This is a genomic window from Streptomyces lunalinharesii, from assembly GCF_039532155.1.
In the GTDB taxonomy this organism is placed as follows: Bacteria; Actinomycetota; Actinomycetes; order Streptomycetales; family Streptomycetaceae; genus Streptomyces; species Streptomyces lunalinharesii.
On the sequence record NZ_BAAARK010000010.1, the window covers coordinates 133,921 to 157,148 of the forward strand.

26 protein-coding genes are annotated in these 23,228 nt (G+C 73.3%); 15 read left to right on the forward strand and 11 right to left on the reverse strand.

What is annotated here, in order from left to right; translation table 11 throughout:
- Positions 1–186: 186 nt before the first annotated feature.
- From ABD385_RS17770 to ABD385_RS17785, 4 genes are all read left to right on the forward strand, one after another.
- Complete coding sequence (locus tag ABD385_RS17770) at positions 187–645, forward strand: ATP-binding protein (RefSeq protein ID WP_344576846.1); 459 nt, start codon at positions 187–189, stop codon at positions 643–645.
- Positions 642–1,016, forward strand: a complete 375-nt coding sequence (locus ABD385_RS17775) for a hypothetical protein (RefSeq protein WP_344576849.1) — start codon at positions 642–644, stop codon at positions 1,014–1,016. Before ABD385_RS17770 ends, ABD385_RS17775 begins: the two co-directional genes overlap by 4 nt.
- Positions 1,001–1,426: a hypothetical protein gene (locus ABD385_RS17780; RefSeq protein WP_344576852.1), complete on the forward strand. Its 426-nt coding sequence runs from the start codon at positions 1,001–1,003 to the stop codon at positions 1,424–1,426. The genes ABD385_RS17775 and ABD385_RS17780 overlap by 16 nt, the downstream gene beginning before the upstream one ends.
- 96 nt (positions 1,427–1,522) lie before the next feature.
- The gene (locus ABD385_RS17785) at positions 1,523–1,786 is read left to right on the forward strand and encodes an SCO4848 family membrane protein (protein WP_344576854.1); all 264 of its coding nucleotides are present in this window, start codon (positions 1,523–1,525) and stop codon (positions 1,784–1,786) included.
- A gap of 411 nt (positions 1,787–2,197) precedes the next feature.
- Here the strand turns inward: ABD385_RS17785 and ABD385_RS17790 are convergent, their stop codons facing one another.
- The 3 genes from ABD385_RS17790 to ABD385_RS17800 are packed head-to-tail and all read right to left on the reverse strand — an operon-like array spanning position 2,198 to position 3,727.
- On the reverse strand, positions 2,198–3,031 hold the full coding sequence (locus tag ABD385_RS17790; RefSeq protein ID WP_344576856.1) for a helix-turn-helix domain-containing protein: 834 nt from the start codon (positions 3,029–3,031) through the stop codon (positions 2,198–2,200).
- Positions 3,028–3,552: a DUF6879 family protein gene (locus tag ABD385_RS17795; protein WP_344576860.1), complete on the reverse strand. Its 525-nt coding sequence runs from the start codon at positions 3,550–3,552 to the stop codon at positions 3,028–3,030. The genes ABD385_RS17790 and ABD385_RS17795 overlap by 4 nt, the downstream gene beginning before the upstream one ends.
- Positions 3,536–3,727 (reverse strand): hypothetical protein, encoded by a 192-nt coding sequence (locus tag ABD385_RS17800; RefSeq protein WP_344576862.1) that lies wholly within the window; start codon positions 3,725–3,727, stop codon positions 3,536–3,538. The genes ABD385_RS17795 and ABD385_RS17800 overlap by 17 nt, the downstream gene beginning before the upstream one ends.
- Positions 3,728–4,184: 457 nt before the next feature.
- On the opposite strand from ABD385_RS17800, the gene ABD385_RS17805 reads away from it, so the two are divergent.
- Positions 4,185–5,459, forward strand: a complete 1,275-nt coding sequence (locus ABD385_RS17805; RefSeq protein ID WP_344576864.1) for a D-alanyl-D-alanine carboxypeptidase family protein — start codon at positions 4,185–4,187, stop codon at positions 5,457–5,459.
- Between the two features lie 82 nt (positions 5,460–5,541).
- On the opposite strand, the gene ABD385_RS17810 is transcribed toward ABD385_RS17805, so the two are convergent.
- From ABD385_RS17810 to ABD385_RS17825, 4 genes are all read right to left on the reverse strand, one after another.
- A complete protein-coding gene (locus tag ABD385_RS17810; protein WP_344577099.1) occupies positions 5,542–6,441 on the reverse strand; it encodes a YihY/virulence factor BrkB family protein in 900 nt (299 codons plus the stop codon).
- Between the two features lie 284 nt (positions 6,442–6,725).
- A complete protein-coding gene (locus ABD385_RS17815; protein ID WP_344576866.1) occupies positions 6,726–7,325 on the reverse strand; it encodes a 2'-5' RNA ligase family protein in 600 nt (199 codons plus the stop codon).
- A 103-nt stretch (positions 7,326–7,428) separates the two neighbouring features.
- The gene (gene trpS / locus ABD385_RS17820; RefSeq protein ID WP_425585424.1) at positions 7,429–8,493 is read right to left on the reverse strand and encodes a tryptophan--tRNA ligase; all 1,065 of its coding nucleotides are present in this window, start codon (positions 8,491–8,493) and stop codon (positions 7,429–7,431) included.
- Between the two features lie 293 nt (positions 8,494–8,786).
- Positions 8,787–10,061, reverse strand: a complete 1,275-nt coding sequence (locus tag ABD385_RS17825) for a serine hydroxymethyltransferase (RefSeq protein WP_344576873.1) — start codon at positions 10,059–10,061, stop codon at positions 8,787–8,789.
- Between the two features lie 346 nt (positions 10,062–10,407).
- Between ABD385_RS17825 and rocD the strand changes: the two genes are divergently transcribed.
- Positions 10,408–11,613 carry an ornithine--oxo-acid transaminase gene (gene rocD, locus ABD385_RS17830; RefSeq protein WP_344576876.1) on the forward strand — a complete coding sequence of 402 codons (1,206 nt, stop codon included), beginning with the start codon at positions 10,408–10,410 and terminating at the stop codon, positions 11,611–11,613.
- 91 nt (positions 11,614–11,704) lie between these two features.
- On the forward strand, positions 11,705–12,586 hold the full coding sequence (locus ABD385_RS17835) for a hypothetical protein (protein WP_344577103.1): 882 nt from the start codon (positions 11,705–11,707) through the stop codon (positions 12,584–12,586).
- 10 nt (positions 12,587–12,596) lie between these two features.
- Here ABD385_RS17835 and pdxR read toward each other — a convergent pair whose 3' ends face one another.
- Positions 12,597–14,063, reverse strand: coding sequence for a MocR-like pyridoxine biosynthesis transcription factor PdxR (pdxR, locus tag ABD385_RS17840; protein WP_344576879.1), 1,467 nt, complete (start codon positions 14,061–14,063; stop codon positions 12,597–12,599).
- Between the two features lie 47 nt (positions 14,064–14,110).
- Here pdxR and ABD385_RS17845 point away from each other — a divergent pair, with 47 nt between their 5' ends.
- From ABD385_RS17845 to ABD385_RS17875, 7 genes are all read left to right on the forward strand, one after another.
- Entirely contained in the window at positions 14,111–14,614 is a 504-nt protein-coding gene (locus ABD385_RS17845) for a carboxymuconolactone decarboxylase family protein (protein ID WP_344576882.1), read from the forward strand.
- A 5-nt stretch (positions 14,615–14,619) separates the two neighbouring features.
- Complete coding sequence (locus tag ABD385_RS17850; RefSeq protein WP_344576885.1) at positions 14,620–15,069, forward strand: carboxymuconolactone decarboxylase family protein; 450 nt, start codon at positions 14,620–14,622, stop codon at positions 15,067–15,069.
- The gene (locus tag ABD385_RS17855) at positions 15,066–15,809 is read left to right on the forward strand and encodes an isocitrate lyase/PEP mutase family protein (protein WP_344576887.1); all 744 of its coding nucleotides are present in this window, start codon (positions 15,066–15,068) and stop codon (positions 15,807–15,809) included. The genes ABD385_RS17850 and ABD385_RS17855 overlap by 4 nt, the downstream gene beginning before the upstream one ends.
- Positions 15,810–15,901: 92 nt before the next feature.
- Entirely contained in the window at positions 15,902–16,657 is a 756-nt protein-coding gene (locus ABD385_RS17860) for a serine hydrolase (RefSeq protein WP_344576890.1), read from the forward strand.
- Between the two features lie 167 nt (positions 16,658–16,824).
- The gene (locus ABD385_RS17865; RefSeq protein ID WP_344576893.1) at positions 16,825–17,136 is read left to right on the forward strand and encodes a hypothetical protein; all 312 of its coding nucleotides are present in this window, start codon (positions 16,825–16,827) and stop codon (positions 17,134–17,136) included.
- A gap of 62 nt (positions 17,137–17,198) precedes the next feature.
- Entirely contained in the window at positions 17,199–18,626 is a 1,428-nt protein-coding gene (locus ABD385_RS17870) for a hypothetical protein (protein WP_344576896.1), read from the forward strand.
- A 69-nt stretch (positions 18,627–18,695) separates the two neighbouring features.
- Positions 18,696–19,205 (forward strand): FBP domain-containing protein, encoded by a 510-nt coding sequence (locus ABD385_RS17875; RefSeq protein WP_344576899.1) that lies wholly within the window; start codon positions 18,696–18,698, stop codon positions 19,203–19,205.
- Between the two features lie 46 nt (positions 19,206–19,251).
- Here ABD385_RS17875 and ABD385_RS17880 read toward each other — a convergent pair whose 3' ends face one another.
- Positions 19,252–20,073 carry an alpha/beta fold hydrolase gene (locus ABD385_RS17880; protein WP_344576902.1) on the reverse strand — a complete coding sequence of 274 codons (822 nt, stop codon included), beginning with the start codon at positions 20,071–20,073 and terminating at the stop codon, positions 19,252–19,254.
- Positions 20,074–20,147: 74 nt separating this feature from the next.
- Here ABD385_RS17880 and ABD385_RS17885 point away from each other — a divergent pair, with 74 nt between their 5' ends.
- On the forward strand, positions 20,148–20,585 hold the full coding sequence (locus ABD385_RS17885; RefSeq protein ID WP_344576905.1) for a MerR family transcriptional regulator: 438 nt from the start codon (positions 20,148–20,150) through the stop codon (positions 20,583–20,585).
- Between the two features lie 105 nt (positions 20,586–20,690).
- On the opposite strand, the gene ABD385_RS17890 is transcribed toward ABD385_RS17885, so the two are convergent.
- Positions 20,691–21,464, reverse strand: coding sequence for a succinate dehydrogenase iron-sulfur subunit (locus tag ABD385_RS17890; protein ID WP_344576906.1), 774 nt, complete (start codon positions 21,462–21,464; stop codon positions 20,691–20,693).
- Positions 21,464–23,218, reverse strand: coding sequence for a succinate dehydrogenase flavoprotein subunit (sdhA, locus tag ABD385_RS17895; protein WP_344576908.1), 1,755 nt, complete (start codon positions 23,216–23,218; stop codon positions 21,464–21,466). The genes ABD385_RS17890 and sdhA overlap by 1 nt, the downstream gene beginning before the upstream one ends.
- Between the last annotated feature and the right edge of the window lie 10 nt (positions 23,219–23,228).

The following is a 23,228-nucleotide window of genomic DNA, read 5'->3' on the forward strand; positions in this document are numbered from 1 at the left end:
GTGTGCCGCGTTGAGTCGTTACGGAACTAGTTTGCACGCTCACGCACCGCGATCGCAACTTGCGCGAGAAGGGCTTGTGGATAAGTCACTCGACGCCCTACCGTGATGGCCGTCACGCAATGCAGGCACGTCAGCGCATTGCGTAGTGACATCGCTCCGTCATGCATGCGCACCAAGGGGATAGCCATGTCCGCACGCGCCCGGTTCGTAGCAACTCCGCCCGTCGCGACCGCAGTCGCCTACCGGTTTCCGCCCGACGTACGCAGCGTCGGATGGGCCCGCAGAGAGCTCCGGCGGCAACTGCACGCATGGCGCGTCGGAGGTGAACTCGCCTCATCCGCAACGCTGTTGGCGTCCGAACTCGTCACCAACGCGGTGCGCGCGCACGCCGGCCTGGCCGCGCCCGTGCCGGCGATCGGGGTCCGGTTCGTGCTGACGCGCGACCGGCTGCGGCTGGAGGTGCACGACGTGGGTGACGGGGAGCCCGTGCGCAAGGAATCGACGGGGGTCGAGGAGGAGGAAACGGAATGTGGTCGTGGGTTGGTGCTCGTGGACGCCTTGGCAAGTGGCTGGGGGGTGGTCCCGGCCGGCACCGGAAAGGTGGTGTGGGCGGAACTCCCGCTGCCTGCACCGGAGCTGCCGTGACGGTCGTGGGGGACGTGGCGGTCTACCGGGCGGAACTGGTGGTGCACCGGCCGTCCGGGCCGTCGATCGACCTCGGGGGCGTGGTGACGTACTCGCCGCGCCGGGCGGTGCGATGGGTGCGGACGCGGGCCGAGCAGGTCGCCCAGCAGTTAGCGGTGCCCTCCGGGACGGGGGCGCTGGACTGGCTCGGCGACCAGGTCGCTTTCGGTCGGGCGGTGTACGGGCTGATGGCCGGAAATCCCGTCACCCTGACCGTCGTTGACGCCGAAGGGTGCGCGTACGCCCTCGTGGCCCGGCCCGGCGGCGGGACCGTCGGCGCCCACGGCACCGGCACTCCGCAGGGGCGGGAGGCGGCATGGCTGGCGGCGTGACGCGGACGGGACGGCCGGGGGCGGGACTGGCCGTGCCGGGGATCTGGTGCGAGCGGACCGTGTACCGCTCCGAGCAGGCGGACGGGGTGGCGTCCTGGACGTCCCTCGCGGTCGGCGCCCCGCTGCGGGCCGTGCGCGAGATCGCCGCGGACGCCCACCGGCTGGCCGCCGGACTGTCCGGCCGGGCGCGCGAGCGGGCGCTGCGCGAGGTGGACGGCGACGGCCGCCTGGGAGCGGTGTCCGCGCTGCACCGCGGGGAACCCTGCGGGCTGGCGCTCAACTGCGCGGGCACGTGGGTGGAGTGGTCGGCCCACCCGGTGCTGTTCCTGCCGGTCGTCAGCCGGACCGGGCCGCGGTGCGGCAGCGCGGCCGAGCGGGGCGGGGGGTTCGGCTCCGCCGCACTGCGGTGAGCACTCGGCGCGGGGCGGGCGCGGGCCGCGGCCGCCCCGAAAATCGATCACGGATACTGGCAGGGCAAGGCTTCCCCGCAGCAGAGGACACACCCCATGAAGCTCAGCCGCCCGGTCTCCTGGTTCCTCCTCGCCTTCGGCGCCTGGTCATGGGTGGTGTGGACCACCTTCGTCAAGAACCTGGTCAAGGACGCCAGCGGGCTCGCCTTCGACCACGGCAACCCCACCGCCTACTTCTGGATCCACCTCACCCTGGCCATCGTGTCCTTCCTCCTCGGCACCGCGATCGGCGTCCTCGGCTTCCGCGGCCTGCGCGCCCTGCGCCGCGAGGCACCTCAGACGGCGGTGGCGGAGGGCTGACGGACGAACCCCTTCCGGGCCGGCAGCCCCCTGCGCGACGGGCTGCCGGGTGAGCGAGCTCACCGCTCGGGGAACGCCACCCCGACCGGCAACGGCCTACGCGTAGCCCTCCGCATCGCTGGGCCGCGGGGCAGGCTCGCGGGGCGCCTCCGGGGGCATGGGCCCGCCGTGCTACTGACGACCCTTGGCTTGACAGGTGGAGCACGGGAAAGGGCACGGTGGTACCTGTGCCTCCGGGGCAAGGGCCGTTGCGCCTGACCGACCGATTACGGGGTTGCTTTTCTGCCGCCTAGATCCGTCCTCCGCAGTGCCGGAGGCCGGCCCGGGATTCTCCGGTGTGGGGCGACTCGGACCTTTTATCTCCTCGCTCGGATTCATCAAAGCAATGGTCCCGTGCGGAGTGGTGTACCGCTATCCCGTTTCCTGTTGTCTCAAGAACTCGTCTCGGATGTCTTCGAGCATGGCTCTCGCGACGTCATTGGAAAGCGCTCGTTCGGCAAACCCTTCGAATTTCGTCACGTACAGGGATACGTCTCTGGGATCGGTCACTGTGACTGCGGCGTGCACCGTTTCTACGGATACGACCCGCTCGTCCCTGATGACGAAGGCGTGGCTGGGAATGTCATGTTGGGGTCCGGTGAGAGGCGCCACTCGGATATCGACGGAGGGTAGTCGCGACAAGGTGATCAGTCGGTCCAACTGGCCGGCCATGACGAGCGGTGGAGTGATGAGCCAGCGCAGTACCGGTTCTGTGATCACGAAGCGGAAAGTCTTGCCCGAGTCGTACAGAACGCCCTGTCGTTCAAGTCGGGCGCCGATGGTTCGTCGTACGGTTTCCGCGCTCAGGTCGCCATGGCGCGACAGGACGGCCCGCATGTATTCCGGGGTCTGCAGCAGGCCAGGCACGAGCGCAGGTTGGAAGAGGCGCAGCATTCCCATGCGACTCTCCATGGCCTGAAGCTGTTTTTGTGCCTTGTGGAGCCCGGCACGTTGGATCAGTCGCCATGCCGTGGACTCGGTGGCTACCGCCCGTGCGACCTCCATGTACTCCGTCTTCACACCGTCCGAAACGCCGATGGCAGTCAGGATGCGATCCACGTCGTCGGCGCTTGGGGCGAGCTTCCCCGTTTCGATCTTGCTGAGTTTGCTGGCGGACATGACGGAACTGCGGGCCACCGTCTTGGCCTCCTTGCCCGAGGCGTGCCGTAGTACCCGCAGAGCCGCACCCAATTCCGAACGGTTCACACGCCGTGCTCTGCCCACCAATCCGCAAAGGGAACCGCATGGGCAAGGGCCGCGTCGCGGTACGCGACGTACTCGGGGCCGCGATCGTCGGGCAGCACCGCAGCGCCGAGGAATTCCCCCTCGGGGTCGTAGCTCATCGGGGTGGCCGTGACGGAGTCGAAGAGCCAGAAGTCCCCCACGCCGACAAGGGGGTTGGGGAGATCCGTGAGGTCGAGGATGAAGAATTCCTCACCGGCCGTCGCGTTCGTGACGTAGCCCCAGCCGAGTTCGAAGCGCAGGTACGGAGTCAGCGGGCGAGTGAGGACGTGTACGCGGTATACCCGTCGCCCGGCGTCGACGTGCCCCTTGACCTCCGCCAGCCAGTCGGCGTTGTAGGCGTCGGGCCGGTCGCGGCCGTCCTGGAAGGCGCGGTACGCGTCGACACTCCCCGAGCGGCTGTAGTCGTCCAGGGTTTCCAGGCGGAATGCCTCCCGGGTGAAGGTGTCGAAGAGGCTGCCCAGAGTTCTAGATGAGGTCGTCACGGATGGCCCTTCGGATTAGTTCGAGCGGGATCTCGACCAGGTTCTCGTGGGCGGGAATCCGCAGCCCGTGATCGGTGGGTGTCTCGCCCTGCACCAGGAGGGTGCCCCGGTCCGTCTTGTAGAGCGTTGGGCAGTCCTTCTTGTCGCATGAAGTTGCGAGCACGGTGACTTCCACGGCCTCCCCTTCGTCGCGATGCCGGTTCTCGTTCGATGGTTCCGGCAGCTCTGCACCCGAGGCAAGGAAACGGCGTTGCAGGAACGGGAAACCGCTGCGACGTCGTTGCAGCTCGTGGGCCCATCGCGGCTGTTCCCCCCATCAACCCTCTCCGCCCCCCGTTCCGCCCCCCGGAGTGATTCACGTCCCGGACGCGGCGTTTTGGGATCCCGGGCGGGTCGGTTGTCGTCTTGGCACCTGTGGACCAGCTCTTTCGCCTAGTCCCGACGTCGTGATGGCCAGTGGTTTGTGGAAGGTGAAGCAGATGCGCCAGGTCCCTCGGAGGGGGAGCGGGAAGCAGGACGCGGGACGAGGGAGCCGTGGGGGCGGCGGCAGCGGCTCCATCCGGCCGTTCGGAGGGACACTCTTCCGTGGGGCGCGTTCCGGGAGGCGGGCGCGGCCGGGTACGTTCACGGACGTGCCGACGACCTTCTGTGCCCCCGCGTCCCCCTCCGCCGTACGAGCCGTTCGTACCGTCGCCGCGCTGGCGTCCTCCGTACTGCTGGTGTCGCCGCTGTTCGCGGGCTCCGCGCAGGCCGCCCCCGTGGACGGCGGACAGCCCCCGAAGGCGCCCGTGCCGCCCGCGAAGATGTCGCAGGTCGGCGGGGAACGGCTGGGGCAGGCGGGCGTGCAGGTGCAGCCGAGAGGGGGCGCGCCCGCGCTGCCGGACGCCAAGGAGCTGACCGCCCGCTCGTGGATCGTCTCGGACGCCGACTCCGGTGAGGTGCTCGCGGCCAAGAACCCGCACTGGCAGCTGGCGCCGGCCAGCACGCTGAAGATGCTGTTCGCCGACACCGTGCTGCCGAAGTTCCCCAAGACGCAGACGTACAAGGTCAAGCCGACCGACCTGGCGGGCATGGGCGCCGGCAGCAGCCTCGTCGGGATAAAGGAGAACCTCACCTACACCGTCCACGACCTGTGGCTGGGGGTCTTCCTGCGGTCGGGGAACGACGCGGTGCACACCCTCTCCGCGATGAACGGCGGCACCGACGCCACCGTCAAGGAGATGCAGAAGCGCGCGGTGGAACTCAACGCCACCGACACGCACGTGATCACGCCGGACGGCTACGACGCACCGGGGCAGGTGTCCAGCGCCTACGACCTGAGCCTGTTCGCCCGGGCCGGGCTCAAGAACGCGGACTTCCGGGAGTACTGCTCCACGGCGAGCGCGCAGTTCCCGGGCGACACCGGCAAGGATGGCAAGCGCGCCACCTTCGGCATCCAGAACACCAACCGGCTGCTCAGCGGCGACTACGACATCAAGCCGTACCCGGGCATCGCGGGCGTGAAGAACGGCTCCACGACCAACGCCGGGTCCACGTTCACCGGCGTCGCCCAGCACGGCGGCCGCAAGCTGCTGGTCACCGTGATGAACCCGGAGAAGAGGCAGCACAACGAGGCGTACCGGGAGGCCGCCAAGCTCTTCGACTGGGGCTTCGCCGCGGACGGCAAGGTGGCACCGGTCGGCCGCCTGGTCGAGGCGAAGGGCGCGGAGAAGGAGTCCGACAAGGACGCGAAGAACGGCGACCCGCAGGCCCAGGCCGCGCTGGACTCCGGCGGCCTCGGCGGGCCGTGGGCGGTCGCGGGAATCGGCGGCGGCGCGGTGGCGCTGCTGGGCGGGCTGGCGTGGCTGGTCCGTCGGCGGCGGCCGGCACCGGCGGACGGCGGCGGCGGGCGCCGGCGCCGGAAGTGAACGCCGCCGGGGCCGGTCCCGTCGCAGCGCCGACGGGACCGGCCCCGGTACGCCCCTCCCCGCGCGGGGAAGGGCCCGGCCGCTACGCCGCGGTGGCGGGCGCCGGCTCGGCGCCCGCGCGCGCCGGCCGGTAGGTGGCCGTCCAGGCCGCGCAGAAGACCAGCAGCTTCGCGGTGAAGTTGATCCACAGCAGCAGCGCGATCGGGGTGCCGAACGCGCCGTACATGCTGCGCGCGGCGACGCCCCGCAGATAGCCGCTGAGCAGCAGTTTCAGCAGTTCGAAGCCGATCGCGCCGATCAGCGAGGCGGTGATCAGGGCACGCCGCGGCGGGTGGGCGCCGGCCAGCTTCGTCAGGACGTAGGCCAGCATCACGAAGTCCGCGAGCACCGCGATGCAGAAGCCCGCGGCGGTCAGCAGCAGGCTGGCCGCGCCGCCCTTGGGCAGCCCGATCGCGTCCGCCGCCCGGCCGACCGCGGCCGAGGCGAACGTCGAGCAGCCCACCGAGACCAGGGCGACCGCGCCGAGGCCCAGCAGCAGCCCGCCGTCGCGGAGCTTGCCGAGGAAGAAGTTGGTGTCCTCGTCCGGCAGCTCCCAGACGGCCCGCAGGCAGTCGCGCAGGGACTGCACCCAGCCGATGCCGGTGAGCAGCAGCAGGGCGCCGGCGATCAGGCCGACCGTGCCGGCGTTGTCGACCAGCGCCGCGAGGTCGAGCTGGCCGGAGATGCCGGGGACCTGCTCGGCGAGCTTGGTCTGCAGGGTGTGCAGTTGGGCGTCGCCGATGGTGGCGGCGACGATCGCCGCGGCGACGGTCAGCAGGGGGAACAGCGCGACGAAGCTGGTGAAGGTGATGGCGGCGGCCAGCCGGGTCCAGTGCACCCGCAGCATCCGCTCGTAGCTGCGCCACGGGTGGGAGTCGAGGACCCAGCGGACGGCGGGGGCGAGCCGCGGGCCGACGACCGGCAGCCCGGTGACCCAACCCAGGGGGCCGCCCTCGCTCTTGTCCTTGCCCTTGCCCTGGTCCACGTCCCGGCCGTGGTGGGGACTCCCGTTGCCGCCGCCGTGGTTCTCGTGCGCGACCGCGTCGTTACCGTCGTCCCCGTCGCTCGGCATGCCCCGTCCGCCCGTCATCCCCGTACCGCCCCTCCGTGCCGGCTGCCCCGGTTGATCCGGAACACTAGCTTCCGGCTACCCCGGGAGGCGGGAAGCACCCGACGCACCGGGCAGGAGCGTGACGGCGGGCGGCGGCGCCGGGCCGGGCGCGGGCCTCAGTAGGACGCGGCCGGCGGCCGGGACAGCTCGGCGGCCTCCGCGGCCTGCCGGGGCAGCGTCACCGCCGCGCTCCCGGTCCCGAACGGGTACTCCCGCTCCAGCCGCCACACCTCGTCGGCGCCCTTCTCGTAGAGCGCGAAGCCGCCGACCGTCCAGGCGGCCGCGAAGCCCGCCAGCTCCGTCTCGGCGCGGTCCATGGCCGCCTCGTCGATGCCGTGCGCGACGGTCACGTGCGGGTGGTACGGGAACTGCAACTCCCGCGCGCACGGCCCGGACGCGGCCCGGACCCGCTCCTGGAGGGCGGCGCAGCCGCGGGCGCCCTCGACGACCTTGACGAAGACCACCGGCGAGAGCGGCCGGAAGGTGTCGGTGCCGGCCAGCCGCAGCGCGAACGGCCGGCAGCCGGCGGCGACCTCCGCGAGGTGCCGCTCGACGGCGGGCAGCGCCGCGGCGTCCACCTCGGTCGGCGGGAGGAGGGTGATGTGGGTGGGGATGCCGCTGGCCGCCGGGTCCCCGAAGCCCTCGCGCCTCCGCTGGAGGAAGCTGCCGTGCGGCTCCGGGACCGCGAGCGAAACGCCGAGCGTTACGGTCCCCACTGCGTTCTCCCTCCAGACGTGTGCGTGCGCGCCGCCCGGGCGCGCACCCTTCCCAGTGTGCCGGGCCGCGCCCGCGAGGGCACGCCCGGCCTTCCGCGGACGGTCAGCGCTTGGCCGGCAGGAACCCGATCCGGTCGTAGGTGGCGGCCAGCGTCTCCGCCGCCACCGCCCGGGCCTTCTCGGCGCCCTTGGCCAGGATCGTGTCCAGCGTCTCCGGGTCGTCGAGGTATTCCTGCGTACGGGTCTTGAACGGTGTGACGAAGTCGACCATCACCCCGGCCAGGTCCGTCTTGAGCGCGCCGTACATCTTGCCCTCGTAGGAGCGCTCCAGCGAGGGGACGTCCTCGCCGGTGAGGGTGGACAGGATGGTGAGGAGGTTGCTGACGCCGGGCTTGGCCTCGCGGTCGAAGCGGATCACCGTGTCGGTGTCCGTCACGGCGCTCTTGATCTTCTTCGCGGTGGCCTTGGGGTCGTCGAGGAGGTCGATGATCCCCTTGGGCGACGACGCCGACTTGCTCATCTTGATCGACGGGTCCTGAAGATCGAAGATCTTCGCCGTCTCCTTCACGATGTACGGGTTCGGGATCGTGAAGGTGTCGCCGTAGCGGGTGTTGAAGCGGTCCGCGAGGTCGCGGGTCAGCTCCAGGTGCTGGCGCTGGTCCTCGCCGACGGGGACCTGGTCGGCCTGGTAGAGCAGGATGTCGGCGACCATCAGGACGGGGTACGTGAACAGGCCGACCGTCGTCCGGTCCGTGCCCTGCTTGGCGGACTTGTCCTTGAACTGCGTCATGCGGGACGCCTCGCCGAAGCCCGTCACGCAGTTCATCACCCAGGCGAGCTGGGCGTGCTCGGGCACGTGGCTCTGCACGAAGAGGGTGCACCGCTCCGGGTCGAGACCGGCGGCCAGCAGCTGGGCGACGGCGACCCGGGTGTTGCGGCGCAGCTCCGCGGGGTCCTGCGGGACGGTGATCGCGTGCAGGTCGACCACCATGTAGAAGGCGTCGTGGGACTCCTGGAGCGCCACCCACTGGCGCACCGCACCGAGGTAGTTGCCGAGGTGGAAGGAGCCGGCGGTCGGCTGGATACCGGAGAGCACGCGAGGACGCTGCATGGCGGAGCCATTCCCCTTGGGGCGGTGGTGGGCGACGGGCGGGCGTTCGAGAGCCATGGCATGCATTCTCTCAGGTCCGCGAGGGGCCCGGACGTGGAGCCCCGCGGCCCCGGACACAGCGGCCGGTGGGCCCGCGCGGTGCGGCCCGCGGTCGCGCAGGCGGGGGCCGGCGGGACCGGGCGCGGGGGCCCCGTAGGGGGTGGCCGAACACCTCCCGTAGGGGAGGGGCGGGCCCCCTGCGAGGCCACAACGCGCGGGGTGGCGGCGGGTGTTCCCGGCGCGGTGGGGTGGCGCCGAGCGGTGGCGCCGAGCAGGTGCCGTACGGAGGAGGGGAGCGGGCCAGGGGCGGCTCAGCGGGGGAGCGGCAGGCCCGGCGCGGGGTGGGCGGCCATCAGCTCCGCGACCTCCTCGCGGATGCCCGCGAGCGCCTCCTCGTCGCCGGTGCCGGCGGCCCGCACGCCCCGGTCGATCCACTCCGCGACCTTCGGCATGTCCGCGGTCCCCAGCCCGCGCGAGGTCAGCGACGGGGTGCCGATCCGGATGCCGGACGGGTCGAACGGCTTGCGCGGGTCGAACGGCACGGTGTTGTAGTTCACCACGATCCCGGCCCGGTCCAGGGCCTTGGCGGCGACCTTGCCCGGCACCTCCTTCGAGGTCAGGTCGATCAGCACCAGGTGGTTGTCGGTGCCGCCGGAGACCAGGTCGAAACCGCGCGCCAGCAGCGCCTCGGCGAGCGCCCTGGCGTTGGCGACGACGGCGTGCGCGTACTGGCGGAAGGACGGCGCGGACGCCTCCCGCAGCGCCACCGCGATGGCGGCCGTGGTGTGGTTGTGCGGGCCGCCCTGGAGGCCGGGGAAGACCGCCTTGTCGATCGCCTTGGCGTGCGCGGCGCGCGACATCAGCAGGGCGCCGCGCGGACCGCGCAGCGTCTTGTGGGTGGTGGTCGCCACGACGTCGGCGTGCGGCACGGGCGAGGGGTGCGCACCGCCCGCCACCAGGCCCGCGATGTGCGCGATGTCGGCGACGAGGACGGCGCCGACCTCCCGCGCGATCTCGCCGAACGCGGCGAAGTCGATGGTCCGCGGGACGGCCGTGCCACCACAGAAGATGATCTTCGGGCGTTCCTTGCGGGCCAGGTCGCGCACCTCGTCGAAGTCGATCCGCCCGGTGTCGGCCCGGACCCCGTACTGCACCCCGTTGAACCACGTGCCGGTCGCCGAGACGCCCCAGCCGTGTGTGAGGTGCCCGCCCATCGGCAGCGACATGCCCAGCACGGTGTCGCCGGGGGAGGCGAAGGCGAGGTACGCGGCGAGGTTGGCCGGCGAACCCGAGTACGGCTGCACGTTGGCGTGCTCGACGCCGAAGAGGGCCTTGGCGCGCTCGACGGCCAGCGTCTCCACCAGGTCGATGTTCTGCTGGCCCTCGTAGTAGCGGCGGCCCGGGTAGCCCTCGCTGTACTTGTTCTGCAGGACCGTGCCGGTGGCCTGGAGCACGGCGGCGGAGACGTAGTTCTCGCTGGGGATCAGCCGCAGGGTGTCGGCCTGCAACTGCTCCTCGGCGTCGACCAGCGCGGCCAGTTCCGGGTCGGCGGCGTGCAGGGCGGGGCGGGCGGGATGGGCCGTCATGGCGTCCTCCGGGGCGATCGATCGGTGGTCGGTCGTGATCCCGGGGTACCCAGGCGGGCGGCACCTCGTAGGCGTGTGGCCGCGCACCGCTCCCTCGGGGTCCGTTCCCCGTGCGCCAGTCGCGGCTGCGCACGGCGAGTCTAGGGCCTGGCGGCCCGCCCCCGCCCGTCCGCCGGCCGAACGGGTCCGCCGGCGGCTCCGCCGCACCGGCGCGCACCCGGCACCCTGTCCCGCCCGGGCGGGACAATGGGGACAGACCGCGAAGAGGAGCCGGAGCGCGCGGGGAGGGGCCGGCACTCGCCCATCCGGTCGGACCGGGCGGTCCGACCCGCCGGACGGAGTCACCGTGACGTCCACGGAAGCGTTCATCGCCGCCGCCGAGGCCCACAGCGCGCCCACCTACCGCCCGCTGCCCGTCGTCGTGGCCACCGCCGAGGGCGCCTGGATGACCGACGTGACCGGCCGCCGCTACCTGGACCTGCTCGCCGGGTACTCCGCGCTCAACTTCGGCCACGGCAACCGCCGCCTCCTGGACGCCGCCCGGAGCCAGCTGGAGCGCGTCACGCTGACCTCCCGGGCGTTCCACCACGACCGCTTCGCGGACTTCTGCACCCAGCTGGCCGACCTGTGCGGGATGGAACTCGTCCTGCCGATGAACACCGGCGCCGAGGCGGTGGAGACCGCGGTCAAGACCGCCCGCAAGTGGGGCTACCGGATCAAGGGCGTCCCCGACGGCCGGGCCCGGATCGTCGTCGCGGAGAACAACTTCCACGGCCGGACCACCACGCTGGTCTCCTTCTCCACCGACCCCGAGGCCCGCGCCGACTTCGGCCCGTACACCCCCGGCTTCACCGTCGTCCCCTACGGCGACCTGGCCGCCCTGGACGCGGCCGTCGACGCCGACACCGTCGCGGTGCTCCTGGAGCCGATCCAGGGCGAGGCCGGCGTCCGGGTGCCGCCGCCCGGCTACCTGGCCGGCGTGCGCGCACTGACCCGGGACCGCAACGTGCTCTTCATCGCCGACGAGATCCAGTCCGGCCTCGGCCGCACCGGCGCCACCTTCGCCTGCGAGCAGGAGGGCGTGGTGCCCGACGTGTACGTCCTGGGCAAGGCGCTGGGCGGCGGGGTGGTGCCGGTGTCCGCCGTGGTGTCCTCCCGCGCGGTGCTGGGCGTCTTCCGGCCCGGCGAGCACGGTTCGACCTTCGGCGGCAATCCGCTGGCCTGCGCGGTCGGCCTGGAGGTCGTCGCGCTCCTGCGCACCGGCGAGTACCAGCGGCGGGCCGCGGAACTCGGCGCGCATCTGCACCGCACGCTGGCCCCGCTGGTGGGCGGGGGCGCGGTGGACGCGGTGCGCGGCCGCGGCCTGTGGGCCGGCATCGACGTCAACCCCTCCCGCGGCGACGGCCGGGCCGTCTCGGAACGGCTGCTGGCCCGCGGCGTCCTGGTCAAGGAAACCCACGGCGCGACGATCCGGATCGCCCCGCCCCTGGTGATCAGCAAGGCGGACCTGGACTGGGGCCTGGACCAGCTGCGCGCGGTGCTGGGCGCGTAGACGCCCCCACGCCCCCACGCCCCACGCCCCCGCCCGGCGCCCCTGCCCCGCGCTCCGCCGGCCCCGTACAGTCGGAACCATGCTGCTCGGGATGATCTGCGCGCTGGCCTCCGCGGTGTGCTTCGGCACCGCCTCCGTCTTCCAGGCCGTCGCCGCCCGCGACACCCCGGCCGGCTCCGGCTCCGGCGTCGACGCCCGACTGCTGCTGCGGGTACTGACGCAGTGGCGGTACCTGCTCGGGCTGGCGCTGGACGGGCTCGGCTTCCTGCTGGAACTGGTGGCGCTGCGCACGCTGCCGATCTACACGGTCGGCGCCGCGCTGGCCGCCACCCTCGCGGTGACCGCGGTGGTCGCCGCCCCCGTCCTCGGCACCCGCCTCAAGCGCGCCGAATGGAGCGCGGTCGCGGTGGTCTGCGGCGGGCTGGCCCTGCTCGCGCTGTCGTCCGGCACCGAGGGGCACCGGAGCGGTGGCCCGGCCCTGCGGATCGGCGTGCTGGTCTGCGCCCTCGCCCTCCTGGCCGGCGGCGCCCTCGCCGGCCGGCTCCCGGGCCGCGCCCGTGCCGCCGCGCTCGGCCTCGGCTCGGGCCTCGGCTTCGGCGTCGTCGAGGTCGCGGTGCGCCTGATCGACGGGTTCGGGCCGGCCGACCTGCTCACCAACCCCGCCACCTACGCGCTGCTCATCGGCGGGGGCGCCGCCTTCCTGCTGCTGACCGCCGCCCTGCAACGCGGCTCGGTCACCACCGCCACCGCCGGCATGGTGATCGGCGAGACCCTCGGCCCGGCCCTGGTCGGCGTCGCCTGGCTCGGCGACCGCACCCGCGACGGCCTGGCCCCGCTGACCGTCATCGGCTTCGCGCTGGCCGTGGCGGGCGCGCTGGCCCTGGCCCGGTTCGGCGAAGCGCCCGCGACGGGGCCCGCCGACGCCGCCGCGCCCGGCACCGAGCCCGCGCCGGCCGTGGTGGAGCGCCCGTAGCCGGACGCCGTCAGCTCCCCGGCGGCAGCGCCCGCAGCAGGGCGTCCAGGACCGCCGCGAAGGAGTGGTCCGGCGGCCGGCCGTAGGCGATCACCAGGGCGTCGCGGGCCGCCGCGGGGAACGCCGGGTCGGTGAACTCCCGCAGGCCGTGCACCGCCAACCCCTGCCACCGCGCGGCCTGGACGATGGACTGCTCGGTGCCGGACGGGAGTTCCAGCACCGCGTGCAGCCCGGCGGCGATCCCCGAGACGTGCACGTGCGGGGCGGCCTCGGCCAGCGCGGCCACCAACTCATCGCGCCGCCGCCGGTAGCGCAGCCGCATCCCGCGCAGGTGCCGGTCGTACGCCCCCGACGCCAGGAACTCCGCCAAGGTCAGCTGGTCCAGGGACCCGGACTGCCACTCGCCGGTGGCCTTGACCTCCAGCACCCGGTCGATCAGCCGGTCCGGCACCACCATCCACGCCAGCCGCAGCGCCGGCGCCAGGCTCTTGCTCGCGGTGCCCAGGTAGACGACGTGGTCGGGGTCCAGCCCCTGGAGGGCGCCGACCGGCTGCCGGTCGTAGCGCAGCTCGCCGTCGTAGTCGTCCTCCAGGATGTAACCCCCGCTGGCGCGCGCCCAGTTGACCGCCGCGGCCCGCCGGTCCGGGTGCAGCGGGACACCGGTGGGGAACTGGTGCGCGGGGGTCAGCAGGGCCGCCCGCAGGTGGTCCAGGCCCGCCAGTTCGCCGGTGTCCGCGCCGCGCGCGTCGACCGGGAGCGGGACCGTGCCGAGCCCGGCCCGGGTGATCACGTCGCGGTGCAGGTGCAGCCCGTAGGACTCGGTGGCGATCCGGCCGGGGGCGCCGCCGCGGGGCTTCAGCGCCCGGCTCAGCAGCCCCAGCCCCTGCATGAACCCCGCACAGATCACGATCCGGTCCGGATCGGCCCGCACGCCGCGGGCCCGGGCGAGGTAGTCGGCGAGCACCGCCCGCAGCTCGGGGCGGCCGGCCGGGGTGCCGTACCCGAACGCCTCGTTGGGCGCCGCGGTCAGCGCCCGGCGGGCCGCCGCCAGCCAGGCCGTGCGGGGGAACGACGAGACGTCCGGGGTGCCGGGGGTGAGGTCGAAGCGCGGCCCGGCGGCGGTCGGGGACGGCGGCCCCGGGGTGCGCCGGGCCGCCACGGCGCGCGGCAGGACCCTCCCCCGGACTCCGTCCGGGAGGTACCCCCAGGCGACCTCGGTGCCGGAGCCCTGACGGGCGCGCAGCCACCCCTCGGCGACCAGCTCCGCGTAGGCGTCGGCGACGGTGTTGCGGGCGATGCCGAGGTCCGCGGCGAGCGACCGGGAGGACGGCAGCCGGGTGCCGGGGGGCAACCGCCCGGAGCGCACGGCCGCGCGCAGCGCCGTCATCAACGAGGAGCGCAGCCCGCCCGGACCGGTCAGGTCCAGATGGAGGTCCCGCCCGAGGTCCCGCCCGAAAGTGGCCCGCGAATTCTCCATGGAAGTGGACCATACCCCTGCGCCACTCACCCCGTAGCGTCAAAGGCATGACGAACGAGACGACACCCACCGCAGCACAGCAGGCCCCGCACGCGGCCGGGCACCGGCACGGCCCCCGGATGCGCTGGGCCAAGCTCGCCCCCGAGGTCTACAAGGCCATGATCGGGCTGGACGCGGCCGCCAAGAAGGGCCTCGACCCGACCCTGGTCGAACTGGTCAACATCCGCGCCTCGCAGCTCAACCAGTGCGCCTTCTGCCTCCACATGCACACCGGCGACGCCCGCAAGGCCGGCGAGAGCGAGGAGCGCCTCGCCCTCCTGGCCGCCTGGGAGGAGGCCACCGGCTTCTTCACCGACCGGGAGCGCGCCGCCTTGGCCCTGACCGAGGCGATCACCCGGCTCACCGACGGCTTCGTCCCCGACGCCGTCTACGCGCAGGCCGCGGCCGCCTTCGAGGAGGCCGAACTGGCCCAGCTGATCGCGCTGATCACCACCATCAACGCGTGGAACCGGTTCGGCGTGACCACCCGCCTCGTCCCGGGACAGGTGTGAGCGCGATGAGCCACCGCATGACGTTCTGGAGCGCGGTCCCCGCGTTCTACCAGGCCCAGCTCAAGCTCACCATGGCCGCGAAGAAGGGCCTGGGCGACGCGGTCCTGGCCGAACTGGTCGTGCTGCGCGCCTCCCAGCTCAACAAGTGCGCGTTCTGCATCGACATGCACGTCACCAACCTGCGCGAAGCCGGCGTCGAGGCGCGGCGGATCGACCTGCTGCCGGCCTGGGAGGAGGCCGGCGACCTCTACTCCGAGCGGGAGCGGGCGGCGCTCGCCTTCACCGAGGCGGTCACCGTCCTCACCGAGGGAGCCGTACCGGACGCCGTGTACGAGCGGGCCGCCGCCCAGTTCGACGAGGGGGAACTCGCCCACCTGCTGGGCGTGATCGTCGCCATCAACAACTGGAACCGCGTCAACGTCACGGTCCGCCAGCCCCCCGGGGCGGAGCTGTGACCGCCGCCGGCCCCGCGGCGACGCTGCGCGCCCTGCACCACGGCCGCCGGCCCGGCGACCCGCTGGTCCTGCCCAACGTCTGGGACGCCGCCTCCGCCCGGGTCTTCGCCGACGCCGGCTTCCCGGCGCTGGCCACCCCCAGCATGGGCATCGCGGCGTCCCTGGGGTACGCGGACGGACAGACCCCGGCCGACGAGATGTTCGCGGCGATCGCCCGGATCGCGCGGGCCGTGGACGTCCCGGTGACGGCGGACGTGGAGGCCGGGTACGGGCTGTCCGCCGCGGAGTTGGTCGGCCGGCTCGCCGAGGCCGGCGCGGTCGGCTGCAACCTGGAGGACTCCGACCACGCCACCGGCGCCCTGCGCGCCCCCGAGGAGCAGGCCGGCTGGCTGGCCGAGGTGCGGGCCGCGGCCGGTGACGCGCTGGTCCTCAACGCCCGGATCGACACCTTCCTGCGCGGCGAGCCGGGCCCGGCAGCGGCCGTGGCGCGGGCCCGCGCCTACGCCGAGGCCGGCGTCGACTGCCTCTACCCGATCCTCGCCCCGCCCGAGCTGCTGCCCGAACTGGCCGCGGCGGTCCCCCTCCCGCTCAACGCCCTGGCGAAGCCCGGCGGCCCGTCCCCGCGCGAACTGGGCGCCCTGGGCGCGACCCGGATCACCTTCGGCGGCGGCCTCCAGCACCAGGCCACGGCGACCCTGGCTCAGGTGGCGCGGCAACTGCGGGCCGACACCGGGAACTGACCCGACGCCCCGCGCGGCGGTCCGGGGCCCGAGCGGGGCGCCCGGGGGCGTTCGCGCCCGGGCCCGACCGGGCCGCCGCCCTACGATGAGCCATGCTCTCCGTCGCCGTAGCCCCCTGGCAGCGCCCCCCGGTGATCCTGCGGAACGCCGACGTCCCGCACTACGCGGCCAGCACCATGAAGGTCGCGGTGCTCGCCGCCGTCCACCGCAGCGGGCTCGACCTCGACCGGCAGGTGCCGGTCGTCAACGCCTTCCGCTCGGCGGTCGGCGGGAGCTACGCGCACTCCCGGGCCGAGGACGGCGACCCGGAGCCCTGGGAACTCCTCGGCCGCACCGCGCCGCTGGGCTGGCTCGCCGACCGGATGGTCAGCCACTCCTCCAACCTGGCCAGCAGCCTGTGCCTGGCCGCGGTGGGCCCGGCCGCGGTCGCCGAGGTGTGGCGGCGGGCCGGGGCGTCGGCCGCCTCCGGCAGCCCGCGCGGGATCGAGGACACCCCGGCCCGCGCCGCCGGCGTGACCAACCTCGTCACCGCCCACGACCTCGTCCGGCTGCTGACGTCGCTGGAACCCGCGGTACTGGCCCGCCTGGAACGCAACGCACACGCCGTCGACCTGGCCGCGGGACTGCCCCCCGGCACCCGGCTGGCCAGCAAGAACGGCTGGATCGACGGGGTGCGGCACGGCGCCGCCGTCGTCTACCCGCCCGACGCCCCGCCCTACGTCCTCGCCGTCTGCTACACCGGCCCGCTCGCCGACGGCCGGGACACCGGCGACCCCGCGGCCCGCCTGCTGGCCCGCATCTCGTCCCGCGTCTGGGACTGCCGCCACCGCCTCGCCACACAATCCTGACGGACCGTCAGGTCACGTTTCGGGTTGTCGAATTGCCCGCTCCGGGGCGTTCGTCGCACGCTGGGAGCCGCCCCGTCACGGGTATCAGGAGAACGGGCGTACGGGCAGCCCGGCAGGCTTGATAGCTTGGTGGTGAAGGCCCGCGGGGGAACGGGGAGAAGCAGTACATGGCCGAGCAATTCAGGGTCGACCTCGAAGAGCTGGACGTCGTCGTCCGACAGCTGCGCCACTTGCAGCGCGACATGGACGACCCCACCCAGACGGTCACCTACGACACGACGATCCCGAGAGCGGCGTTCGGGATCAACTTCGTCGAGGCCGGCAAGCTCGCCGGCGCGCACGACGGCATGCAGGCGTACCTCTCCGACGTGCTCGGCGCGCTCCAGGACCTGATCCGCACCTTCGGCGAGAAGACCGAGGCCAGCCGCGGCGCCTACGAGGACCAGGAGCACGACGCCCGGCGCCCCGGGCACGACTGACACGTCGGCCGCCCGGCACCGGGCGGGCCTGACGACGGCGAGGACGACGAAGGGGGACCGGCATGACGCAGGCCGGGCCGGAGCGCGACGACGGCGCCCAGCAGAGGGAACGGCACGGGACGGAGCAGGAGCGGGCGGAGCGGCTGACGTCGCTCCAGGGCCACCGGTTGACCCCGCGTTCCCCCTCCGACTTCCAGAAACACGACCTGGCCACGCTCCGGGCGATGACCGACCACGCCAGCCCCGCGGCCATCGAGACCTCCGGCCGGCACTGGCGGTCCTCCGCCGACCGGCTGGGCGGCGACGACGGCCACGGCGGCATCCGCAAGGCGTTCAAGGACGCCGTCGACCACGCCTCGGCGCACTGGGAGGGCTCGGCGGCCCAGGCGTTCCGCCGGGAGGCCGCCAAGGTCCTGGCCAAGCTCGACCGCAGCTACCAGCACGCGCGCAACGTCGAGTCCACCCTGATCGGCTCGCGCGCCACGGGCCCCGAGGTCGGCGTCGCGCACAACCTCCGCGAAGTCCAAAAGGCCATGGTCAAGCTCCAGCTCGCCGGGGGCGCCCCCGACCCGGTGGCGCCCACCGGCGACGAGAACCAGTTCAAGCGGGACATGGCCAACCCCAAGCTGGACACCCGGATGGCGCTGGAGCTCAACCGCGGCAGCCTCCCGCCCAGCAAGGAACGCCAGATCGAAGCCGTCATCGTGATGGACGAACTGGCCGCCCACTACGAAGCACAGACCAAGCGGCTCCAGGACGGCACCGGAGGGGGGATCGACGGCGACTGGCCGGTCGCCCCCGCCGGCGGCCCGACCCCACCGCCGGTGAACGCCGCGGTGACCGGCGGCCCCCAGCCGCACCACCCGCCCGCGGCGCAGCGGCCCAACGGCGTCGGCGGCGGCGCGGTCCCGGCCGGCTTCGACAGCCCCCGGGCCGACCGGCCGGTGACCACCGGCCTGGAGAGCACCGGCGGCGGCAGCCTCACCGCACCGCCGGCCGGTGCCCACGCGCTCGGCAGCGGCCCGCCGTCCGGCGGCCAGAGCAGCCCGGCCCCCGCCGCCGGCGGCTTCCCGGGCGGCGCGATGATGCCCGGCGTCATCGGCGTGACCGGCAGCGGGAAGCCCGCCGGCGGTGCCCGCGGCTCCGGCGGGGCGCGGCGCAGCGCCAGCGGCCGGGCCGGTGCGCCCGACGCGGTCGCCGCCCGCGCCGCCCTGCCGCCGCAGGTGCCCGGCACCCCCACCGCGCGGCCGACGGGCCCGACCGGCGCGCCCGGCCCGGCCGGCGGCAACCGGCAGGGCGGCGGCGGACTCCACCGCAGCCGCGGCGGCGCCCGCGCGACCCCCGCGGACCCGACGGCCGCCCACGGCAAGGGCCCGGGCGAGACGTCCGACAAGGGCGGCCGGTCCCGCACCGGCACCCCGCGGTCCCGGTACCTCGACGAGGACGAGCCCACCCCGCCGCGGGAGATCCCGCCGTCCGTGATCGAGTGAGCCGGCGCGGGGACGGGACGCGGAAAATTCGCACGACGCGCCCCGGGCCCCGCTGTTAGCGTCCGAATCATGGATCCGGTCGGTGAGAAACAGCTGCGCGCCTCCTTCGTGAACTGCTCCAAGGGGGAGGCGAGCCGGCTCCACCTGCCCGTGGGGCTCGCCGCACTGCCCTGGTCGGACCTCGACTTCCTGGGCTGGCGCGACCCGGGCGCCCCCGACCGCAGCTACCTCGTCGCGCCGCGCGGCGACGGCCTGATGGGCGTGACCCTGCGGGTGCCGCAGGGCGTACGGCGCAGCTTCACCAAGACCACGGTGTGCTCGATCTGCCTGACCGGGCACCCGGGCTCCGGGGTGAGCCTGCTCGCCGCCCGCCGCGCCGGGCCCGCGGGCCGGCAGGGCAACACCGTCGGCACCTACCTGTGCGCCGACCTCGCCTGCTCCCTCTACGTCCGCGGCCGCAAGAAGTCCCAGCTGGCCGGGCGGCACGAGGAGACCCTCCCCCTGCCGGACCGGATCACGCGCACCGTCCGCAACCTCGACGGCTTCCTGGACAAGGTGCTGAACGGCGAGGCGACCTGAGGGGCGGGCCCCGGCGGGCGAGGGCCCCCGCCGCCTGCCCGCCCGGTCACAGCCCCCGCGCGGCCAGGAAGTCCCCGATCAACGCCAGCCACTCCGCGTTCCGCTCGACCATCGGCAGGTGCCCGCTGGCGACCTCCGCGTACTGCGCGCCCGGGATGTGCGCGGCCAGGTAGCGGGAGTGGGCCGGGTCCAGCAGGGCGTCCAGGGTGGTCGCGATGACGAGCGTGGGGACCGCGATGCCCGGCAGGTCGGCGGTGGTGTCCAGGGCCTTGACCAGGGCCGCCTGCTCCGCCGAGCCGACCGGCGGCAGCGTCGGGTCCGGGTCCAGGGTGGCGGCCAACTCCGCCGGCGACAGCGCGGCGAGGCGCTCGGCCGACAGTCCGCTGAGCGTCCGGGCCTGGGCGAAGCCCTGGTAGTCGCCGTGGTCCAGGAGCCGCAGCCACAGGTCCAGCCAGACCTGCGCGCGGATGTCCGCCTTGGCCAGCCCAGCGGTCAGGACGAGCCCGCGCACCCGCTCCGGGTGCCGGGCCGCGGCCCGTACGGACACCGCGGTGCCCATCGAGAAGCCGACCATCGTGAAGGTCTCCAAGCCGGCCGCGACGGCCTCGGCGACCACCGCGTCGGCCAGCGCGTCCAACTCCAACGGGCCGGTGGCGCGCGGGGATTCACCCGACCCCGGGTAGTCGGGCGCCACCACCCGGTGGCCGGTGGCGGTCAACGCCGGGATCAGCGTGCCGTAGTTGTCGCGGACGCTGCCGGTCGCGCCGTGCGCCAACAGGACGCCGGGCCCGCCGGCCGGGCCGGCGACGGTGGTGGAGAGCGGCGGGAGGGAAACGGACGGGGTCTGCGCTGCGGGAATCTGCGTCATGCCGACGAGGTTGCCGTTTGACACCGGTGTGAAGGTCAAGCCGGAGCGGGCAGGAGCGGTGAGAGGAGCCTCACATGACGGTCGGCACACGGACGGGCACGTCCCCGGGGGGCCGGATGCGGATCGGCGCGCTGGCCCGCCGCACCGGCGTCACCGCCCGCGTCCTGCGCTACTACGAGCAGCGCGGTCTGCTCCGCGCCGGCCGCGACGCCAACGGCTACCGCACCTACGACGCCGACGCCGTGGAGACCGTCGGCCGCATCCGGGACCTGCTCGCCACCGGCCTGAACACCGAGTCCATCCGCGACCTGCTGCCCTGCGCCCAGGGCGGCCCGGGGCTGACCCCGTGCGCGTTCTCATGCGGCGCGGTGGAGCGTCAGATGGCCCAACTCGACGCGGAAATAGCGGAGTTGCAGCAGCGCCGGGCCGCCCTGGAGGCATACGCGCGGGTCATGCGGGAGCGGGGGGCCCAGGACGAGGCGCTGGCCGCACGGGCGCTGCGCTCGGGCTGAGCGACCCGGGCCCGGGCCGCCCGGGCACGACGAAGGGCCCCGCCCCCGTACGCACGGGGAGCGGGGCCCTTTCGGAGGCGGGCGGCCCGGATCGGGCCCGACGGATCAGAACCGTCGGGTGATCAGGGCTCGCTTGACCTCCTGGATCGCCTTGGTGACCTCGATGCCACGGGGGCAGGCGTCGGTGCAGTTGAAGGTCGTCCGGCAGCGCCAGACGCCGTCCTTGTCGTTGAGGACCTCCAGCCGCTGCTCACCGCCCTCGTCACGCGAGTCGAAGATGAAGCGGTGCGCGTTGACGATCGCCGCCGGGCCGAAGTACTGCCCGTCGTTCCAGAACACCGGGCACGACGAGGTGCACGCCGCGCACAGGATGCACTTGGTGGTGTCGTCGAAGCGCTCGCGGTCCTCGGCGGACTGCAGCCGCTCGCGGGTCGGCTCGTTGCCGGTGGTGATCAGGAACGGCATCACGTCCCGGTACGCCTGGAAGAAGGGCTCCATGTCGACGACGAGGTCCTTCAGCACCGTCAGGCCCTTGATGGCCTCGACGGTGATGGGCTTCGCCGGGTTGATGTCCTTGATCAGCGTCTTGCAGGCCAGCCGGTTACGGCCGTTGATCCGCATGGCGTCCGAACCGCAGATGCCGTGCGCGCAGGAGCGACGGAACGTCAGCGAACCGTCCAGTTCCCACTTGATCTTGTGGAGGGCGTCCAGGACGCGCTCCTTGGGGTCGATCTCCAGCTGGAAGTCCTCCCAGCGGGCCTCCTCGGAGACCTCCGGGTTGAACCGGCGGATCCGGAAGGTGACCGTGACCAGGTGCGCGGCGTCGTTCTCGGCCGCGTCCAGGGCCGCGGAGTGCTGGTCGAGAGTGGGGGTGCTCATCAGTACTTACGCTCCATCGGCTGGTAGCGGGTCTGCACGACCGGCTTGTAGTCGAGCCGGATCGACTCGGAGCCGTCGGCGCCCACCTCGCGGTACGCCATGGTGTGCCGCATGAAGTTGACGTCGTCGCGAGTGGGGTAGTCCTCGCGGTAGTGACCGCCGCGGGACTCCTTGCGGGCGAGCGCGGAGACCGCCATGACCTCGGCCAGGTCGAGCAGGTTGCCCAGCTCGATGGCCTCCAGCAGGTCGGTGTTGAAGCGCCGGCCCTTGTCCTGGATGGACACGTTGCGGTAGCGCTCGCGCAGCTCGCCGATCTTCTCGACCGCGGTCTTGATCGTCTGCTCGGTGCGGAAGACCATGACGTTGGCGTCCATGGTCTCCTGCAGCTCCTTGCGGATCTCCGTGACCCGCTCGTTGCCGGTGGCGTCGCGCAGCCGCTCGACCTGCGCGGCGACCAGCGACGCCGGGTCCTCGGGCAGCTCGACGAAGTCGGCGGTGGCGGAGTACTCCGCGGCGGCGATGCCGGCGCGGCGGCCGAAGACGTTGATGTCCAGCAGCGAGTTGGTGCCCAGGCGGTTGGCGCCGTGCACCGAGACGCAGGCGACCTCACCGGCGGCGTACAGGCCCGGCACGACGGTGGTGTTGTCGGCCAGCACCTCGCCCTCGACGTTGGTCGGGATGCCGCCCATCGCGTAGTGCGCGGTCGGCTGGATCGGGATCGGGTCCGTGTAGGGCTCGATGCCGAGGTAGGTGCGCGCGAACTCGGTGATGTCCGGGAGCTTGGCGTCCAGCTGCTCCGGCGGCAGGTGGGTCAGGTCCAGGTAGACGTGGTCGCCCTCGGGACCGCAGCCACGGCCCTCACGGATCTCGGTGTAGATCGAGCGGGAGACGACGTCGCGCGAGGCGAGGTCCTTCATGACCGGCGCGTACTTCTCCATGAAGCGCTCGCCGTCCTTGTTGCGGAGGATGCCGCCCTCACCACGGGCGCCCTCCGTCAGCAGGATGCCCATCCGCCAGATGCCGGTCGGGTGGAACTGGAAGAACTCCATGTCCTCCAGCGGCAGCCCGCGGCGGTAGACCGCCGCCTGGCCGTCACCGGTCAGCGTGTGGGCGTTCGACGTCACCTTGAAGAACTTGCCGGTGCCGCCGGAGGCGTAGATGACCGCCTTGGCCTGGAAGATGTGGATCTCGCCGGTGGCCAGCTCGTAGGCGACCACGCCGGCCGACTTCTTGACGCCGTCGACCTCGGTGATCAGCTGGTCCAGGACGTAGAACTCGTTGAAGAACTCCACGCCCTCCTTGACGCAGTTCTGGTACAGCGTCTGGAGGATCATGTGGCCGGTGCGGTCCGCGGCGTAGCAGGACCGGCGGACCGGGGCCTCACCGTGGTTGCGGGAGTGACCGCCGAACCGGCGCTGGTCGATCCGGCCCTCCGGCGTGCGGTTGAAGGGCAGGCCCATCTTCTCCAGGTCGAGGACCGAGTCGATGGCCTCCTTCGCCAGGATCTCGGCGGCGTCCTGGTCGACCAGGTAGTCGCCACCCTTGACCGTGTCGAAGGTGTGCCACTCCCAGTTGTCCTCCTCGACGTTGGCGAGGGCCGCGGCCATGCCGCCCTGGGCGGCACCGGTGTGGGAGCGGGTCGGGTACAGCTTGGTCAGCACGGCGGTGCGGCTGCGCTTCGTCGCCTCGATGGCGGCGCGCATGCCGGCGCCGCCGGCGCCGACGATGACGGTGTCGTACTTGTGGATCTGCATGGGTGGAATA

Coding starts and splice junctions, on each gene's coding strand:
- ABD385_RS17770 (WP_344576846.1), top strand. CDS start 187: ATGTCCGCACGCGCCCGGTTCGTAGCAACTCCGCCCGTCGCGACCGCA.
- ABD385_RS17780 (WP_344576852.1), top strand. CDS start 1,001: ATGGCTGGCGGCGTGACGCGGACGGGACGGCCGGGGGCGGGACTGGCC.
- ABD385_RS17785 (WP_344576854.1), top strand. CDS start 1,523: ATGAAGCTCAGCCGCCCGGTCTCCTGGTTCCTCCTCGCCTTCGGCGCC.
- trpS (WP_425585424.1), bottom strand. CDS start 8,493: ATGGCTCTCGAACGCCCGCCCGTCGCCCACCACCGCCCCAAGGGGAAT.
- ABD385_RS17825 (WP_344576873.1), bottom strand. CDS start 10,061: ATGACGGCCCATCCCGCCCGCCCCGCCCTGCACGCCGCCGACCCGGAA.
- ABD385_RS17835 (WP_344577103.1), top strand. CDS start 11,705: ATGATCTGCGCGCTGGCCTCCGCGGTGTGCTTCGGCACCGCCTCCGTC.
- pdxR (WP_344576879.1), bottom strand. CDS start 14,063: ATGGAGAATTCGCGGGCCACTTTCGGGCGGGACCTCGGGCGGGACCTC.
- ABD385_RS17845 (WP_344576882.1), top strand. CDS start 14,111: ATGACGAACGAGACGACACCCACCGCAGCACAGCAGGCCCCGCACGCG.
- ABD385_RS17850 (WP_344576885.1), top strand. CDS start 14,620: ATGAGCCACCGCATGACGTTCTGGAGCGCGGTCCCCGCGTTCTACCAG.
- ABD385_RS17860 (WP_344576890.1), top strand. CDS start 15,902: ATGCTCTCCGTCGCCGTAGCCCCCTGGCAGCGCCCCCCGGTGATCCTG.
- ABD385_RS17865 (WP_344576893.1), top strand. CDS start 16,825: ATGGCCGAGCAATTCAGGGTCGACCTCGAAGAGCTGGACGTCGTCGTC.
- ABD385_RS17870 (WP_344576896.1), top strand. CDS start 17,199: ATGACGCAGGCCGGGCCGGAGCGCGACGACGGCGCCCAGCAGAGGGAA.
- ABD385_RS17875 (WP_344576899.1), top strand. CDS start 18,696: ATGGATCCGGTCGGTGAGAAACAGCTGCGCGCCTCCTTCGTGAACTGC.
- ABD385_RS17880 (WP_344576902.1), bottom strand. CDS start 20,073: ATGACGCAGATTCCCGCAGCGCAGACCCCGTCCGTTTCCCTCCCGCCG.
- ABD385_RS17885 (WP_344576905.1), top strand. CDS start 20,148: ATGACGGTCGGCACACGGACGGGCACGTCCCCGGGGGGCCGGATGCGG.
- ABD385_RS17890 (WP_344576906.1), bottom strand. CDS start 21,464: ATGAGCACCCCCACTCTCGACCAGCACTCCGCGGCCCTGGACGCGGCC.
- sdhA (WP_344576908.1), bottom strand. CDS start 23,218: ATGCAGATCCACAAGTACGACACCGTCATCGTCGGCGCCGGCGGCGCC.